Annotated in this window: 19 protein-coding genes; 8 read left to right on the plus strand and 11 right to left on the minus strand. The window is 71.0% G+C overall.

What is annotated here, in order from left to right; genetic code table 11:
- Positions 1-16: 16 nt before the first annotated feature.
- The 3 genes from ABIQ69_RS11215 to ABIQ69_RS11225 form a co-directional block, all read right to left on the minus strand.
- Positions 17-2,227, minus strand: a complete 2,211-nt coding sequence (locus ABIQ69_RS11215) for an MMPL family transporter (RefSeq protein ID WP_350347199.1) — start codon at positions 2,225-2,227, stop codon at positions 17-19.
- A 66-nt stretch (positions 2,228-2,293) separates the two neighbouring features.
- Positions 2,294-2,548, minus strand: a complete 255-nt coding sequence (gene rsrA / locus ABIQ69_RS11220; protein ID WP_350347200.1) for a mycothiol system anti-sigma-R factor — start codon at positions 2,546-2,548, stop codon at positions 2,294-2,296.
- Positions 2,545-3,177, minus strand: coding sequence for a sigma-70 family RNA polymerase sigma factor (locus tag ABIQ69_RS11225; protein ID WP_350347201.1), 633 nt, complete (start codon positions 3,175-3,177; stop codon positions 2,545-2,547). Before ABIQ69_RS11225 ends, rsrA begins: the two co-directional genes overlap by 4 nt.
- Before the next feature lie 131 nt (positions 3,178-3,308).
- Between ABIQ69_RS11225 and aroA the strand changes: the two genes are divergently transcribed.
- The 3 genes from aroA to bcp are packed head-to-tail and all read left to right on the plus strand — an operon-like array spanning position 3,309 to position 6,270.
- Entirely contained in the window at positions 3,309-4,679 is a 1,371-nt protein-coding gene (gene aroA, locus ABIQ69_RS11230; RefSeq protein ID WP_350347202.1) for a 3-phosphoshikimate 1-carboxyvinyltransferase, read from the plus strand.
- Positions 4,676-5,749 carry a ribosome small subunit-dependent GTPase A gene (rsgA, locus tag ABIQ69_RS11235; RefSeq protein WP_350347203.1) on the plus strand — a complete coding sequence of 358 codons (1,074 nt, stop codon included), beginning with the start codon at positions 4,676-4,678 and terminating at the stop codon, positions 5,747-5,749. Before aroA ends, rsgA begins: the two co-directional genes overlap by 4 nt.
- 47 nt (positions 5,750-5,796) lie before the next feature.
- Complete coding sequence (gene bcp / locus ABIQ69_RS11240; protein ID WP_350347204.1) at positions 5,797-6,270, plus strand: thioredoxin-dependent thiol peroxidase; 474 nt, start codon at positions 5,797-5,799, stop codon at positions 6,268-6,270.
- 69 nt (positions 6,271-6,339) lie between these two features.
- Here bcp and ABIQ69_RS11245 read toward each other — a convergent pair whose 3' ends face one another.
- Positions 6,340-6,774: a hypothetical protein gene (locus ABIQ69_RS11245; protein WP_350347205.1), complete on the minus strand. Its 435-nt coding sequence runs from the start codon at positions 6,772-6,774 to the stop codon at positions 6,340-6,342.
- Between the two features lie 203 nt (positions 6,775-6,977).
- On the opposite strand from ABIQ69_RS11245, the gene ABIQ69_RS11250 reads away from it, so the two are divergent.
- Positions 6,978-7,226: a WhiB family transcriptional regulator gene (locus ABIQ69_RS11250; protein WP_056730333.1), complete on the plus strand. Its 249-nt coding sequence runs from the start codon at positions 6,978-6,980 to the stop codon at positions 7,224-7,226.
- Between the two features lie 120 nt (positions 7,227-7,346).
- Here the strand turns inward: ABIQ69_RS11250 and ABIQ69_RS11255 are convergent, their stop codons facing one another.
- The 3 genes from ABIQ69_RS11255 to ABIQ69_RS11265 are packed head-to-tail and all read right to left on the minus strand — an operon-like array spanning position 7,347 to position 10,777.
- Positions 7,347-8,840 carry a histidine kinase N-terminal domain-containing protein gene (locus ABIQ69_RS11255; RefSeq protein WP_350347206.1) on the minus strand — a complete coding sequence of 498 codons (1,494 nt, stop codon included), beginning with the start codon at positions 8,838-8,840 and terminating at the stop codon, positions 7,347-7,349.
- A 57-nt stretch (positions 8,841-8,897) separates the two neighbouring features.
- Positions 8,898-10,148, minus strand: a complete 1,251-nt coding sequence (locus ABIQ69_RS11260; RefSeq protein WP_350347207.1) for a regulator — start codon at positions 10,146-10,148, stop codon at positions 8,898-8,900.
- Positions 10,148-10,777 carry a hypothetical protein gene (locus ABIQ69_RS11265; protein WP_350347208.1) on the minus strand — a complete coding sequence of 210 codons (630 nt, stop codon included), beginning with the start codon at positions 10,775-10,777 and terminating at the stop codon, positions 10,148-10,150. The genes ABIQ69_RS11260 and ABIQ69_RS11265 overlap by 1 nt, the downstream gene beginning before the upstream one ends.
- 117 nt (positions 10,778-10,894) lie before the next feature.
- Here ABIQ69_RS11265 and ABIQ69_RS11270 point away from each other — a divergent pair, with 117 nt between their 5' ends.
- Positions 10,895-11,188, plus strand: coding sequence for a helix-turn-helix domain-containing protein (locus ABIQ69_RS11270; RefSeq protein ID WP_350347209.1), 294 nt, complete (start codon positions 10,895-10,897; stop codon positions 11,186-11,188).
- A gap of 7 nt (positions 11,189-11,195) precedes the next feature.
- Here the strand turns inward: ABIQ69_RS11270 and ABIQ69_RS11275 are convergent, their stop codons facing one another.
- The 4 genes from ABIQ69_RS11275 to ABIQ69_RS11290 form a co-directional block, all read right to left on the minus strand.
- Positions 11,196-11,747: a hypothetical protein gene (locus ABIQ69_RS11275; protein WP_350347210.1), complete on the minus strand. Its 552-nt coding sequence runs from the start codon at positions 11,745-11,747 to the stop codon at positions 11,196-11,198.
- A gap of 41 nt (positions 11,748-11,788) precedes the next feature.
- Entirely contained in the window at positions 11,789-13,258 is a 1,470-nt protein-coding gene (locus ABIQ69_RS11280; RefSeq protein ID WP_350347211.1) for a recombinase family protein, read from the minus strand.
- A gap of 66 nt (positions 13,259-13,324) precedes the next feature.
- The gene (locus ABIQ69_RS11285) at positions 13,325-13,642 is read right to left on the minus strand and encodes a hypothetical protein (protein WP_350347212.1); all 318 of its coding nucleotides are present in this window, start codon (positions 13,640-13,642) and stop codon (positions 13,325-13,327) included.
- A gap of 336 nt (positions 13,643-13,978) precedes the next feature.
- Positions 13,979-14,233, minus strand: coding sequence for a hypothetical protein (locus ABIQ69_RS11290; protein WP_350347213.1), 255 nt, complete (start codon positions 14,231-14,233; stop codon positions 13,979-13,981).
- A 158-nt stretch (positions 14,234-14,391) separates the two neighbouring features.
- Here ABIQ69_RS11290 and ABIQ69_RS11295 point away from each other — a divergent pair, with 158 nt between their 5' ends.
- The 3 genes from ABIQ69_RS11295 (at position 14,392) to ABIQ69_RS11305 (ending at position 15,161) form a co-directional block, all read left to right on the plus strand.
- Positions 14,392-14,643: a helix-turn-helix transcriptional regulator gene (locus ABIQ69_RS11295; RefSeq protein WP_350347214.1), complete on the plus strand. Its 252-nt coding sequence runs from the start codon at positions 14,392-14,394 to the stop codon at positions 14,641-14,643.
- A complete protein-coding gene (locus ABIQ69_RS11300; RefSeq protein ID WP_350347215.1) occupies positions 14,640-14,762 on the plus strand; it encodes a hypothetical protein in 123 nt (40 codons plus the stop codon). The genes ABIQ69_RS11295 and ABIQ69_RS11300 overlap by 4 nt, the downstream gene beginning before the upstream one ends.
- A gap of 153 nt (positions 14,763-14,915) precedes the next feature.
- Positions 14,916-15,161 (plus strand): hypothetical protein, encoded by a 246-nt coding sequence (locus ABIQ69_RS11305; RefSeq protein ID WP_350347216.1) that lies wholly within the window; start codon positions 14,916-14,918, stop codon positions 15,159-15,161.
- Positions 15,162-15,312: the final 151 nt, after the last annotated feature.

A 15,312-nucleotide genomic window follows, 5' to 3' on the forward strand; every position in this document is an offset into this window, starting at 1 on the left:
GTCTCCCGGCAGGATCTCAGCGGGCGCCGCGCGCGAGCTTCGACGGCTGCCAGATCAGCCGGCCGAGGTCGTACGACACGGCAGGCACGAGGAGCGTCCGGACGAGGAACGTGTCGAGCAGCACGCCGAACGCGACGATGAACGAGATCTGCGCGAGGAACAGGATCGGCAGCACACCGAGGGCGGCGAACGTCGCCGCGAGCACGAGGCCAGCTGAGGTGATGACACCACCCGTGAGCCGGAGCCCCCGGATGACGCCCGCGCGCGTGCCGTGCGCGACGGACTCTTCACGGACCCGCGTCATGAGGAAGATGTTGTAGTCCACGCCGAGCGCGACGAGGAAGACGAACGCGAACAGCGGCACCGACGGGTCGGCGCCCGGGAAGCCGAAGATCCCGTCGAACACCACCGCGGAGACGCCGAGTGCGGCCGCGTACGACAGCACGACACTCGCGATGAGCAGCAGGGGCGCGACGATCGCCCGGAGCAGCAGCATGAGGATGATGAGGATCGCCGCGAGCACGAGCGGGATGATGAGCGCCCGGTCGGCGAGCGCCGCGTCATTCGTGTCGAGTGCCACGGCGGTCTGCCCGCCGACGAGGACGCCCTCACCCACCCGGTCGAGGTCGGTGCGGAGCTCGGCGATCGTCTGCTCGGCTTCGAGCGAGTCCGCCGGGTCGGTGAGGGTCGCCTGCAGCAGCACCTCGCCGTCGACGACCGTCGGATCCGGGACGGGTGTGCCGGGCGGGCCGAGCGGCTGCACGCCGTCCTCGGTGACCGGTGCCTGTCCGGCGGGCGAGTCGGCCGAAACGACCGAGACCGAGTCCACGCCGTCGGACGCGAGCGCGACGTCGGCCATCTCCTGCAGGTCGGCTTCGGGGCCGACGATGAGCGCCGGCGTGCCCGAGCCGGCCGGGAAATGCTCGCCGAGCAGCTCCTGGCCATCGCGGGCCTGCGACTCCCCCAGCACGAACTCGCTCGAGGGCACCCCGTCGGCCTTCAGCTGCGGCAGCCCGAGGCACATCGCGGCGAGCACGACCGTGGAGGCGATCCACACCGTGCGCGGCCGCTTCGCGACGAGTCGGCCGACGCCCGCCCAGAGTCCGCGTCCCGCGGTCGGGTCCTCGCCGAGGTCGGCGGCGGCCGATGCGCCGCGCTCGCGCACCTTCCGCGGCCAGAACGCCACGCGTCCGGCCCAGAGCAGCAGGGCGGGCAGCAGCGTCAGCGCAGCGAGGAGGGCGAAGACGATGCCGATCGCCGCGACCGGGCCGAGGATCTTGTTGCTCGCCAGCTCGCTCGCGAGGAGGATCAGCAGTCCGACGATGACCGTTCCGCCCGAGGCGACGATCGGCTCCCACGCGCCCTTCAACGCCGCCCACGTGGCGTCCCACTTGCGTTCGAACCGGCCGAGCGCCTCCTGGTAGCGCGCGATGTAGAGCAGCGCATAATCGGTCGCGGCACCGATGACGAGGATGAACAGGATGCCCTGGGTCTGCCCCGAGATGGGCAGCACGTCGGCAGCCGCGAGCGAGACCACGACGAGCACGGAGGCGCAGAGCGCCGTGAGGCTCGTGAGCAGCACGATGACCGGCAGCAGCGGCGAGCGGTAGACGACGATCAGGATGAGGAAGACGGCGATGAGGGCCACGGCGAGCAGGAGGCCGTCGATGCCGCTGAACGCCCCGGCGAGGTCGGCGGTGAAGCCCGCAGGCCCCGTGACGGCCGTCTCGGCACCGTCGATGGGGTCGTCGTCGACCTCCGCGCGGAGTTCGTCCACGACGTCCTTCGCGGGGCGATCGTCCTCCCCCGCCGCGATCGACACGACGAACTGGGCCGCTTGGCCGTCCTCGCTCGGGATCACTGGCGAAGAGGCGTCCGCGTCGATGCCGTCGACCTCGAGCAGCCGGTCGCGGAGCTCGTCCACCGCCTCCAGTTGAGCGTCGTCCAGCGCGGTGTCGGAGGCCGTCACCACGATCGCGGGGATCGCGTCGCCGTCGCGAAAACCCTCCTGCAGCTCGTTCACCTCGGTCGCCTCGGCCGACGCGGGCAGGAACTGCGCCTGGTCGTTCACGACGACGTCCGAGAGCCGGCCGAAGGAGGCGCCGCCCAGGCCGAAGACGACGAGCCAGACGAGGATCAGGACCGCCGGGATGGCGGCACGGAGCCACACGGGCACTCGTCCGGCGCGATGACGGTGGTGGTCGGTGGGGTGCGTAGGTGTGTCCATCGTGCCCGACGCTACGCCCCGACCGGGTCGCGCCGCTTCCATCGAACGATGGAAGCCGGCCGCGCGTCAGTCGACGAGGACGCCGTGCGCCTGGATGTCGCGGATCCGCGTGAGCACGACCGCGCGGAGCTCCTCGGGGGCGCTCTCGCGGCACGCCCGCTGCACGACCTCGGTGATGGTGATGCCGACCTTCAGCTCGGCCGAGCAGTCGGGGCAGTGCTCCATGTGCGCGCGGATGTCCGCGGCGTCCTCACGGCACAGCTCGTTGTGCAGGTACTCCTCGAGCTCGGCTCGCGCCTTCTCGCAGCCGCAGTCGGTCATTTCGCGCTCCTCGTGGGTCGGGCCGCCTTCGCCGCCACGGCGAACCCCTGCTCGCGGGCGTAGTCGGCGAGGGACTCGCGCAGCAGCCGCCGGCCACGGTGCAGGCGGCTCATCACGGTCCCGATGGGGGTGTTCATCATGTCGGCGATCTCCTGGTAGGAGAAGCCCTCGACGTCGGCCAGGTACACCGCGAGGCGGAAGTCCTCGGGGAGGGCCTGGAGGGCGTCCTTCACGGCGCTGTCGGGGAGGTGGTCGATCGCCTCCGCCTCGGCCGATCGGCTCGAGGTGGCGGTCGTCGACTCGGCGCCGCCGAGCTGCCAGTCCTCGAGGTCGTCGATCGTGCCCTGGTAGGGCTCGCGCTGCTTCTTGCGGTACGTGTTGATGAAGGTATTGGTGAGGATGCGGTACAGCCACGCCTTCAGGTTCGTGCCCTGGGTGAACTGGGCGAACGCCGCGTAGGCCTTCACGAACGTCTCCTGCACGAGATCCTGCGCGTCGGCGGGGTTCTTCGTCATCCGCAGCGCCGCCGCGTAGAGCTGGTCGAGGTACGGCAGCGCCTGCTCCTCGAAGAGCTCGCCGAGCGGGCGCTGCTCATCGGTCGCGGACGCATCCATCTGGTCGGCAGTCATCACCGGCCATCCTAGATCGTCGGGTCGACCGACGCTCCGGACGTCGACCGGACGTTCCAGCACTGCGAGCCCCACGCGCACCAACTCCTTCTCACGCCGCCCGAGCGGGCGGGCGCTACTGTTGATAACCGATGCAGATTTCGAGGTATTCCGCGCCCGAGTTCGATCCGTACGGCGACACGCGGCAGACCGACACCGACGACGGATGGCTCGCCCCCGTCGCCACCGGACCGCTGGCCGCGGTGCTGTCGCTGCCGGGCTCGAAGTCTTTGACCAATCGTGAGCTCGTGCTCGCGGCGCTCGCCGACGGCCCGTCCCTCCTCCGGACGCCGCTCTGGTCGCGGGACAGCGAGCTGATGGTCGAGGGGCTCCGCGCGCTCGGCACCCGATTCGAACGCGTCGCGGGTGCCGGCGGCTTCGGCGACGACCTCGTGGTGACCCCCGCGGAGGAGCTCACCGGCTCGACGACGATCGACTGCGGGCTCGCGGGCACCGTCATGCGCTTCCTGCCGCCGGTCGCCGCGCTCGCACTCGGCCCGACGACGTTCGACGGCGACGAGTACGCGAGGAAGCGGCCGATGTCGGGCGTCGTCGAGGGGCTGCGCGGACTCGGGGTCGATCTCGACGACGACGGCCGCGGCACCCTGCCGTTCACCGTGCACGGCACCGGCCGGGTGGCGGGGGGTCCGCTCGAAATCGACGCCTCCGCCTCGAGCCAGTTCGTGTCCGCCCTGCTGCTCTCGGCCGCCCGCTTCGAGCGCGGCCTCGACTTGCGGCACCGCGGGGAGCGCGTGCCGAGCGCACCCCACATCGAGATGACCGTGGCGACCCTCGCCGCTCGGGGCGTCGCCGTCGCAGAGCCCGAGCCCGGCCGCTGGGTCGTCGAACCGGGTCGGATCCGGGCCCTCGACGTGGACATCGAGCCCGACCTCTCCAACGCCGCACCGTTCCTCATCGCGGCGCTCGTGGCGGGCGGGTCGGTGACGATCACCGGCTGGCCCCGCACGACGACGCAGGTCGGCGCCCAGCTGGCCGACCTGCTTCCCCGGTTCGGCGCACGCGTCGAACTCGCGGGCGACCGGTTGACGGTGCACGCGCCCGAGCCCGGTGCAGACGGCGGCCGAGGCATCCGCGGGGTGGACCTCGACCTCTCCGAGGCGGGCGAGCTCGCGCCGAACCTCGTCGGCCTCGCCGCCGTCGCCGAATCGCCGAGCATCATCACGGGCATCGGGCACATCCGCCACCACGAGACCGACCGGCTCGCCGCGCTGGCCGCCGAGATCAACGGCCTGGGCGGCCGCGTCACCGAGCTCGACGACGGGCTGCGCATCGAGCCCGCACGGCTGCACGGCGGCCCGTGGCGCGCCTACGCCGACCACCGCATGGCCACGACCGGCGCGATCGTCGGCCTCGCCGTTCCCGGCGTCGTCGTCGACGACATCGGCACGACGTCCAAGACCCTCCCCCAGTTCCCCGAGCTCTGGGAGCGGCTGCGGTCATGAGCTGGTGGGACGCCGACGACGACGAAGACGAGCCCGAGTACGACGAGTCCGACGTCCGGGTGCGCCCCAACCGCCGCGGCAGCCGCCCCCGCACCAAGGTGCGGCCGGAGCACGCCGACGCCGTCGAGGGGAGCGTGCTCGGCGTCGACCGCGGCCGGTACGCCGTGCTCGTGGACGAGGGCGCCCCGTCCGAGCGCGACGTGGTCGCCGCGCGCGCGAGCGAGCTGCGCCGGAAGTCGGTCGTCACGGGCGACCGGGTCGACCTCGTCGGCGACACGTCCGGCGAGCCCGGCACGCTCTCGCGGATCGTGCGGGTCGGCGAGCGCGCCACGCTCCTGCGGCGGAGCGCCGACGACACCGACGAGGTGGAGCGGGTCATCGTCGCCAACGCCGACCGGATGATGATCGTGATCGCCGCCGCCGACCCCGAACCTCGCACACGACTCGTCGACCGGTACCTCGTCGCCGCGTACGACGCCGGAATCGAGCCGCTGATGTGTGTGACGAAGACCGATCTGGCCGACCCGGGCCCGTTCCTGGAGAACTTCGCCGGCCTCGACATCCCCGTGTTCCTCAGCGGGCGCGAACGGATGCCGCTCGAAGCGATCACCGAGGCGCTGCTCGGTCACCGCACCGTCTTCGTCGGCCACTCGGGCGTCGGCAAGTCCACGCTCGTGAACGCGCTCGTGCCGGGCGCCGACCGGGCGACCGGCCACGTGAACGCCGTCACCGGCCGGGGCCGGCACACGTCGTCCTCGACCGTGTCCCTCCGGGTCGTCGACGACGATCGGCACGGCTGGGTGATCGACACACCCGGCGTCCGGTCGTTCGGCCTCGGCCACATCGACCCGGCGAACATCCTGAAGGCCTTCACCGATCTCGCACGGATCGCCGAAGCCTGTCCGCGCGGATGCACCCACCTGCCCGATGCGCCCGACTGCGCGATCGTCGAAGCGGTCGACGCCGGCGAGCTCGGCGACATCGGCCGGGCGAGGCTCGACTCGCTGCAGCGCCTCCTGCAGACCTTCGCCCCGGCGGCCGGCTCGGGCGGCGGCTCCGCCGGAGTGTGAGCCGGCCGGCGGAGGCTGAGCCACGCGAGGTGCCTACGATGGAACCCATGACCGACGCACGACTCGCCCCCGGCGACCTCGCCCCCGACTTCACCCTCCTCGACCAGGACGGCTCGCCCGTCACCCTGTCGGAGCTGCGCGGCACCAAGGTGGTCCTGTACTTCTACCCCGAGGCGATGACCCCGGGTTGCACCACCGAGGCGTGCGACTTCCGCGACAACCTGAACTCGTTCACGAGCTCAGGCATCCGCGTGCTCGGCGTCTCGAAGGACGACGTCGACAAGCTCAAGCGCTTCGCCGAGCGCGACCACCTCACCTTCCCGCTGCTCGCCGACCCCGACCTCGCCGTCCAGCAGGCGTACGGCGTGTGGGGCGAGAAATCGCTCTACGGGAAGATCGTGATCGGCTCGATCCGGTCGACCTTCATCATCGACGAGGACGGCCGCATCGCGAAGGCGTTCTACAACGTCAAGGCGACGGGGCATGTCGCGCGGCTCCGCCGCGAGCTCGGCCTCGACTGAGCCCGGCCCGACTGAGCCCGGCCTCGATTGAGCCCGGCCTCGACTGAGCTCGGCCTCGACTGAGCCCGGCTAGGCCGAGGGGTCGGGCGAGAAGGCCGCGCGCACCGGCGGCCAGAGCAGCAGTCCGACGACGACGATCGCGGGCACGAGCAGTGCCCAGCCGACGTCCGGCCGTGCGAAGAGCCCCTGGAACGCTCCGACGGCGACCGAGACCTGGAGCACCTGCCACACGATGGCCGCCGAGCGCGCCCAGTGCGCCCGCCGGAGCGACGCGACGGCGACCGCGACGGTCCAGATCGCGCCGATCGCCGCGATCACGATGAGCGCGACCGCCGTCGCGTACGACGACGGCTCGAACGAGAACAGGTCGACGACGAGCCAGAACACGATGGCGACCATGGCGGCCGCCTCGAGGAAGAGCAGGGCGCTCAGCACGACGAGCGCCGTCCGCGGCGACCCCGGCTCCCGCTCGTCGGCGTCGGCCCGTCGCACGGTCTCATTCACAGCGATATCCCATGCACGACTATTGATTCGCCTTCCGCGCTATGCCACCATTTATGAGGCCGAATTGATGCTCACAGGGACGTGAGCCGATCAGTTCCTGATCCTACTTCCCGAGATTCGGTCTTTCCCCCCGCAGCCGACCGGTTTCCGGTCACGCGCTCATGCGTGCGCGACTGCGACCTGAGTAAGCAAGGAGCATCTCCATGGATTGGCGCGACAAAGCCGCCTGCCTCACGGCCGACCCCGAACTGTTCTTCCCGGTCGGCAACACCGGTCCGGCCGTCGACCAGATCGAGAAGGCCAAGGCGGTCTGCGCGCGCTGCACCGTCACGGAGATCTGCCTGCAGTACGCCCTCGAGACCGGCCAGGACTCGGGCGTCTGGGGCGGCCTCAGCGAAGACGAGCGTCGTGCGCTGAAGCGCCGCGCCGCTCGCGCGCGCCGCGCCAGCTGACCTCTCCGATCGACGGATGTCCCGACGGGGCATCCGTCGTTCCGTGTCCGGCGCCGTTCCTTCCTCCCGGTCGGGCCGCGATGGCACGCAGCCACCCGCGGGCCGAACCCGCGGACCGGGTCAGCCCTCGGCGATCCAGCGCAGCGGCACCTCGATCGTGACCTCCGTGCCGCGGCCGACGAGCGTGTGCCAGTCGATCGTCCCGCCGAGCTCGCCCTGGATGAGCGTGCGCACGATCTGCGTGCCGAGCCCCTCGCCGACCTTGCCCTCGGGCAGGCCGGACCCCGTGTCGCGCACCTGCACCGTCAGCGTCGTGTCCGACCGCGACGCGTGCACCTCGACGTCGCCCTCCTGACCGGCGAGGCCGTGCTCGACGGCGTTCGTCACGAGCTCGGTGAGCGCGAGGGCGAGCGGCGTGGCGTACTCGCTCGGCAGCACCCCGAACGTGCCGGTCTTCTTGGGGTGCGCGGTGGTGTTGTGCGCCGCCGCCACCTCTGCCACGAGTAGCAGCGCCCGGTCGAACACCTCGTCGAAGTCGACGTTCTGTGCGACACCGGTGGAGAGCGTGTCGTGGACGACCGCGATCGCGCCCACCCGTCGCATGGCCTGGGTGAGCGCCTCCCTCGCCTCGTCGGAATGGGTGCGGCGAGCCTGGATGCGCAACAGGGATGCCACGGTCTGCAGGTTGTTCTTCACCCGGTGGTGGATCTCGCGGATCGTCGCGTCCTTGGTGATGAGCTCCTGCTCCTGGTGGCGGAGCTCGGTGACGTCGCGGATCAGCACGATCGCGCCGATGCGCTCCCCGTGGTGCCGGATGGGAATGGCCCGGAGCGAGACCGTGACGCCCCGCGACTCGACCTCGGTGCGCCACGGCGCACGCCCCGTCACGACGAGCGGCAGCGACTCGTCGACCACGAGCTTTCCGGCGAGCAGCCGCGTGGTCACCTCGGCGAGCGACTGCCCCTCGAGCTCGTCGTCGAAGCCCATGCGGTTGAACGCCGACAGGGCGTTCGGGCTCGCGAACGTGGTCACGCCGTCCATGTCGAGCCGGATGAGGCCGTCGTTCGCGCGCGGGGCCCCGCGACGGGGGCCGGTCGGTGCGCCGAGGTCGGGGAAGTCGCCCGAGGCGATCATCTGGAACAGTTCGCTCGCGCAGTCGTTGAACGTGAGCTCCTGACGGCTCGGCGTGCGGGTGGCGCTGAGGTTGGTGTGCCGCGTGATGACCGCGACCGGGGCCGTGGCGAGCTCCGTGCCCGTCGCGGTGAGGCGCCGCATGACGGGCACCGCGCGCATCCGGGTGGGCATCTCCTCGTACCAGTCAGGTGACGAGGAGTCGACGATGCGGGCCGTCTCGAACGCCTCCGCGACGAGGTCGCGCCACTGCGGCTTGATCGACTGGCCGACGAAGTCGCGGTAGAACAGCGTCGCCGCACTCGACGGTCGCGCGTGCGCGACGGCCACGAAGTCCTCCTCGGCCGACGGCACCCAGAGCACGATGTCGGCGAAGGCGAGATCGGCGAGCAGCTGCAGATCGCCGACGAGCATGTGCAGCCAGTCGACATCGGCCTGACTGCTGCGGCCCTGGGCGAGGACGAGTTCACTGAGGGTCGACACGATCTCCAGCGTAGTGCCGGGCCCGGGCCATGACGGGGCCTCCGGCCGCCGGGGGGATCAGGAGGCGGCAGCCCGCTGCAGGCGGAAGCCCCGCGCCGGGCGACGGGCCCGCGCCGGCTCGGCGATGGGCGCGACGCGCGTGAGCGCGTAGTCGCGGATGGCGGCACGGAGCGGCGAACGCGGCGCGACATCGCGCAGCGTCTTCGCCGACAGGATGGCGGCATCCGTCGCGCGGCCGTCATGCGGGAGCAGGGTGAGTCCGTCGAGCCCGCCGAAGCGTCGCATCGTCTGACGGATCTGGCCGTGCGCGTCGATCCCGAGCGCGCTGCTCCGGACCCGGTTGACGACGACGTCGATGCGCTCGGGGTCGACGTGGTCGACCAGCTCGGCGTGGCCGCGGAGCAGCCGCGACAGGCCGACTGGATCGGCCAACCCGATCGCCACCACCCGATCGGATGCTTCCAGCGCCGCGAACGTCGCGGCATTCCTCCTGGGGGCGAACTGGTCGCTCGTCAATTCCTCGTCGCGCTCGAGGCTGAAACCGGTATCGACGATCACGTACTCGGTGAGCCCCCTCAACGCGGCGAGTGCCGCCGAGACACGCTCGGACGAGAGTTCGGGCCAGCGACTCGGGCCGACGAGGCCGGTGAGCACATCGAAGGACGCCCGCGGCGCGGTGTAGCGCTGCGCGACGCGCTCGAACTCCGCACGATCGAGGGATCCGGAGCCCGCGAGCCGGCAGGCGGCGGCGAAGCCCGGCGCTTCGTCGAGGAGCCCGAGCGTGGCCGCGACCGCGCCCCCGTAGGGGTCGGCGTCGACGAGCACCACCCGGTGCCCGGCCGCCGCGAGCTCGGCCGCGAGATTCACGGCGAACAGGGTGCGACCGGGGGCACCGGCCGGACCCCACACCGCCACGACGGAGACCCGGTGCCCGGCCTCGACCACCGGCTCGAGCGCGCGAGACGGCAGCGGCACGCCGCCGGCGACGAGCCGCTCCACCTCCGGCCACGTCGCCTCGCCGTCGAGCACCTCGTGCAGGCCCACCTGCGCGGCGAGCGCCCGCTCCCGGTCGTCTGCGGCGAGGGCGACCAGCCGGATGCCCCGCACGTCGCACGCGTCGAGCAGTTCGGGGCTGAGCGTGCCGCGCCCGGCGCCGACGAGCACGACCTCGGGAGCGAGCTCGTCGAGTCCGTCGACGATGTCGCGCCAGCCGACGAGCCGGGCGAGCACCTGGTGGCCGGCCTCGAGCGCGTCCGCGATGAGGCGATCCTCGGTGGCCGCGTCGAGGCCGAGCACGAGTCGTGCCATCAGTCGACCGCCCCGGTTCGAGCGCCGACCAGGTCGATCGCGTCGCCTGAGGCGAGCGCCTGCAGGACCGCGGCCACCTTCTCACGCGGCACCAGCAGCTCCACGGAGACCCCGTCGCCGGAGACCATGCCCTCGGGCTCGACGACCCCGGATACCTCTGCGCCGGCCACCAGCACCGCCGGCGGCTCATACGCGCCGTGCTCGACCAGGCGGGCCGACCAGACATCCACCCGGGACCCCGGCCCGAGCCCGCTCGGCAGCGGGCCGCGGCTCGGCACGACGACCGTCGCGAGCGCCGAGTCGTCGCGCTCGGCGACCGCGGCGGCCGGCACCAGCTCGCCGGCGCCGATGGTGCGGGTGGCGACCAGCCCCGACTCGGGCAGTTCCCCGGCGACGACGTACCGCTCCGCGGAGCCGCCGAGGCGCACCGACTCCACCACGAGATCGTCGGTGTCGAGGCGCGTGCCGGTCGCGACGGTGTCGCGGACCGCATACACCTCCGTGGTCGTGTCGAAGCCCGTCACGAGGGCCCAGACGCCCGCCGTGGACCCCGCCACCAGCACCACGCCGATGAGCAGTCGTGGATCGATGCGGACCGACCCGCGCTCGCCGCGATCCTGACGTGCCATGCTGCTCCCTTCGTCGCGCCGACGGCGCCGTCGACCATCGTCGCCCGTGTCCGAGAGGTTGCCGGGAAGTTATCCACACGGGCGGCATCGCTCCGGCGGGGGCCCGATAATCGAGGCATGACCAATCCCGGTTCGGGCGAGATCGGCCGCTTCCTCTCCGTCGCCGACGCGGCCGAGCTGTTGTCGGTCGACGTCGCGACCGTCGACGGTCTCATCCGCTCCGGCGAACTGCCGGCCATCCGGGTCGGCGATCACGGCCCGTGGCGGGTGGAGCGCACGCAGCTCGAGCTCTGGATCCAGGACCGCTACGAAGACACCCGCAGGCACGCCGCCTGGCAGGAAGGCGAGTTCTCGGCCGTCCTCGATCTCTCGGGCGCAGGCGTGGTCTCACCGCTCCGCCCGGTCGACTGAGCTGCCCTCAGCCGAACGCCACCAAGCGCAGCCGCTCCAAGGCGATGATCCGGTAGCCCTGCACTTCGTGCTCGCGCCTCGGAGTGCCGGGCTCGTGCAAGGCCAGGTCGACGTGGTCGCGCGCCACCCGATCGAGCGTGCCGTGTAGCTGGCCGTCGTCGGTGACGAGGGTGAGCGGGGTCCGTCGCCGGCTGAGGTCGCGGAGGGCGAACGGCAGCGAGATCCGGTCGGCGAGGGCGGCGGATGTCTCGGGCCCCGGCTGGAGGCTCGCGGACAGCTGGTCGCGGTCGGGCACGACGGCGACCACGGCGTCGAGCGGGAGCACGCAACGACCGGCAGCGGGCCAGCCGGTCAATTCGCCGCTCAGCCAGTCGCGACCGAAGCTCATCGGGCGCACGCCGATCGCGAGTCCGCCGCGCAGCTGCACCCGGATGGCGCGGACGCCGTCGTCCGCGCGCGCGATGGCCTGAAGGCGGTCTCGCAGCGTCAGCCGGCTGAGCCGCAGCCGCTCCTCCTCGAGCGCGAGCGCCCGTTCCTCCGCCTGCTGCTCGTGGTCCATTCGGGAGGCGAGATCGTCCGATGAGGTGCGCGTTTGCAGCGCTACTCCCAACCCCACACGATCGAGTACGTTGCGCCCGCGCGGGTCGCCCCGACCGGAGGATGCACGGTCACCGTCCGTATCAGCTTCGCGAGGAGTGCCCGGAGTTCGGCTGGCGTGGCGCGGTCCCATCGCTCGGCGAGGCTGCGCACCACGAGGACGGTCGCAGCGTCGTCCGCATCGGTCCGTCGACGTTCGGCTTGACGCGCGAGGAGGCTGTCGCGGCGTGCTTGGATGCGCGCGCTCGCGAGCTTGTAGGCCTCGTCTGGGACGGTGCCCTCAGACCATCCGATCGTGAGCCGCGTGAGCTTCGCTTCCTCGGCGGCGACCTGGCGGGCGATCGCGTCGGCGTCGTTCACTGGCGCGGGGCGGCGCATGCGCGCCTCGGCGGCGCGAGTGTCCTCGAGCTCTGCGGCGAGCTTCTCCACCTCGCCCCGCACCCAGCCTTCGACCCGTTCCCGCATGGTCGTGACGAAGCGCCCACCTGACCGGAACCGCTGGTACCGGTTGCAGGCGTAGAGCGTCTGCCGGCGCCCGTCCCCTGTGGAGCGGGTCGTCGCTGACATGCCGGAGCCGCAGTCGCCACAGATGAGGATGCCAGTGAGGGGGTAGCGTGCGGCGTTCTGCTGCGGCGTGTGCGGTGCAAGTCTCCGCTGCTCGAGGTACGCCTGCCACACGTCCTCACCGACGACGGCGGGGTGGATGCCGGGGAGGTAGTCGGTGTGCCCGTTCGAGCGGGCGACGACCTTCCCCGCGCCGAACCCGGAGTCGAGGACGCGTCGGACACGGCGCTGATCCCATTGGCCGCCCGCGGTGGTGGTCGCACCCTGCCGGTTGAGCCATCGGGCGAGACTTGTGATCGACTCCCCCGCGACGGCTCGGTCGTACATCTGCGTGAGAAGCGGGCCCGTCTCGGCGTCGGGCTGGTACTCGTCCTTCGCGGCACGGGTGTAGCCGAACCGCTCCCCGCCGGTGCCGGGGACGCCGCGCGCTTGCCGGGACCGGATCGCGCGTTGCCATTCCTCCCCGATGCGCTCCGACTCGAACGCGTTGAACTCGGCGAGGATGCCGCGCGCGAGGCGTCCCGCGGAGGTTGACATGTCGGCAGGTTCGGTGGCGCTCTCGATGCGGCCGCCCTGTGACTCGACCTTGTCGACGGCGATCGCCCAGTCGAGTCGTGCGCGCGAGAGTCGCGACCACTTCCACAGGACGATGACGTCGGCGGCGCCGGTCTCTACCATGCCCATGGTGCGCAGCACGGCCGGCCGTTTGAACGTGCGTCCCGAGACGCCCGGGTCTGCCTCGACCGCGACGACGTCGTAGCCCTGCCGTTCGCAGTACTGCCGTGCCGCGGCCTCTTGTAGTTCGAGGCTGACGGACTCTTCACGGTAGGTGGACTGGCGCAGGTAGAGAACGGCTCGTGTCGGCCGTTCTGGCGCTGCTTGCAGTGCGCCTCTCCCCCGGTTGCTCACGGCGACCACTCTCGCTCACTGGTTGCCATATAGTCAACCCTCGACGTGGATGCTCAGTGCCAGCCCCTAGAACTGGCGGGCGACGGCGCGGCGGTGGAGCTCCGCGGTGAGGCGTTCTGTGGGGACGCGTTGCAGCGCGGGCATGCCGTCGGAGTCGTGCTCTTCGAGCCACCCGATCTCGTCAAGCGCTTGGTAGGGGTCGGCGTCTCGTTCGAGGGAGATTCGGACGACGGCGTCGAGGGTGAAGCCTTCCTTGACCCACCGCCCGACGGTCGTGTGGTCCCGTCCGAGGGATCGGGCAATCCCTCGGATGGTGGTCTGGCCGGTGATCCGGCGGAGCCATTCGAGCCTGCGCTGCTCGTAGGGTGGGCGGTGTTTCGACATGGGCTTTCGGGTGGTGCGCTGACGCACCGCCCCGACCCCCAAAACGGGGGCCAGTCTCGGTGTGTCGTGGTGCGGGTTGGTGCGGGTTCCCCTATTTAACCGCCGATCTGGCGGTGGGAAACCCCACCAGGACGTTTGGCGATGTCTGGGGCAGCGTTTACCGTACGGTGACACAGAGGTCGGGGGTCATGGTGAAGCAGGACGGCAGCGTCACGTCGCGATTCAGCGAGGTGCGTGTGTGCGGCGCGGGGGCGCCGTGCGAGAAGATGTGCCCGGACAAGCGGGTTGGGCGAGTATGCCCTTCGCTTGCGCAGTGGCTCGCGATGCGGGCGGCGGCTACTCCTCCGACGCCTCAGCCTCAGCCCGAGCCTGCACTCGCTGCTCATACTCGCTGAACGAGAACCCGAGCTTCGCGATCGCGTCCATCAGCAACCAGAACGGGATCTCACGTTCGCCGACGAGGTAGCGACGGAAGACGTGGTAGTTCATCTCGAGTCCGCGGGACGCGAAGCTGCGAACCGAGCCCCATTCGCTGGCCTGGATGTCGTCGCTGAGCTGGTCCATCCAGACCTTGGTTGTGCCATTGGCCATATGGTCACCATATCGCCCATTTCTATGAAGTTGCTAACCGGGATGACGATTTCAGGGTTATCCCGTAGACCGGCTCCTCGTCTGCACTGTTGAACCGGATTCGCTGATTCGGTCACCAAGTGGTTGCCATACGGTCACCATGGGCGTATGGTTACCGCATGGTCACCACGGAAGCCAGCGCAGGCGTCGCCGAGAAGGTTCGGCAGGCCCTGCGCGAGCAGGAACGCAACATCACGTGGCTGTCCCGCAAGACCGGAATCCCGTACTCGACGCTCTGGGTGCACCTCACGAAGCGGCCCGAGAACCTCACGTTCGCGACCGTCGTCGCGATCGCTGAAGCTCTCGCGCTGCCCGTCTCCCACTTCGCCGTGACGCCGGCTCAGCCGACGCGCGGCAGGAAGGCAGCGTGAGCATGCCCACGAAGCAGGAGTGCCTGCGTGCCGCGGCCCTCGTACTCATTCAGATCGATGAGCGCCTCGACCGGGAAGACCGGGAAGCGGAGGCCATGGCGCAGCAGCGCGCCGCCTGACCTCAACGAAAACGCCCCGCGGCAACGGGGCGAATCCGAAAGGAGAGAACTCCCTTGAACACTCTCAACGCTACCACCTCTGAGGCGGTGAAGCACCTGCACCACCGGCATGACCCGGACACGTCCGCGACCGCGGCGGCGTCCGCGTCGGACATGGATGCCGTCCGTGACGCGATCGTCGCGCTCCTCGAGGAGGAACCTCGCACGGTCACGGAGCTGACGGCGGCGTACTGCCGGCTTCGTCTGGTGAACGGGTGGCCGTTCCTCACGGATCTGCACAACATCGCCCGTCGCACGTCGGATCTGCATGACCGGGGTGTGATCTACGACACCGGTGTCCGGCGTCCGACTCGGTTCGGTCGCCCGTCCGCGGTGTGGGCCGTGAAGGAGGTGGCCTGAGATGGGCCGCCACGTCGGGCCCCTGTCGGCCGTCTCGCTGATGGAGGAGACGTACCTGGAGGCGGACGCCCGTGAGGGTTCCCTTCCCGAGCGCCTGGAATCGTCGGGGCGTCACGTCCGGGATGGGGTCGAGGAAGGCTCCCTCCGTGCC

Origin of the sequence: Agromyces sp. G08B096 (genome assembly GCF_040267705.1) — a bacterium.
Classification (GTDB): domain Bacteria; phylum Actinomycetota; class Actinomycetes; order Actinomycetales; family Microbacteriaceae; genus Agromyces.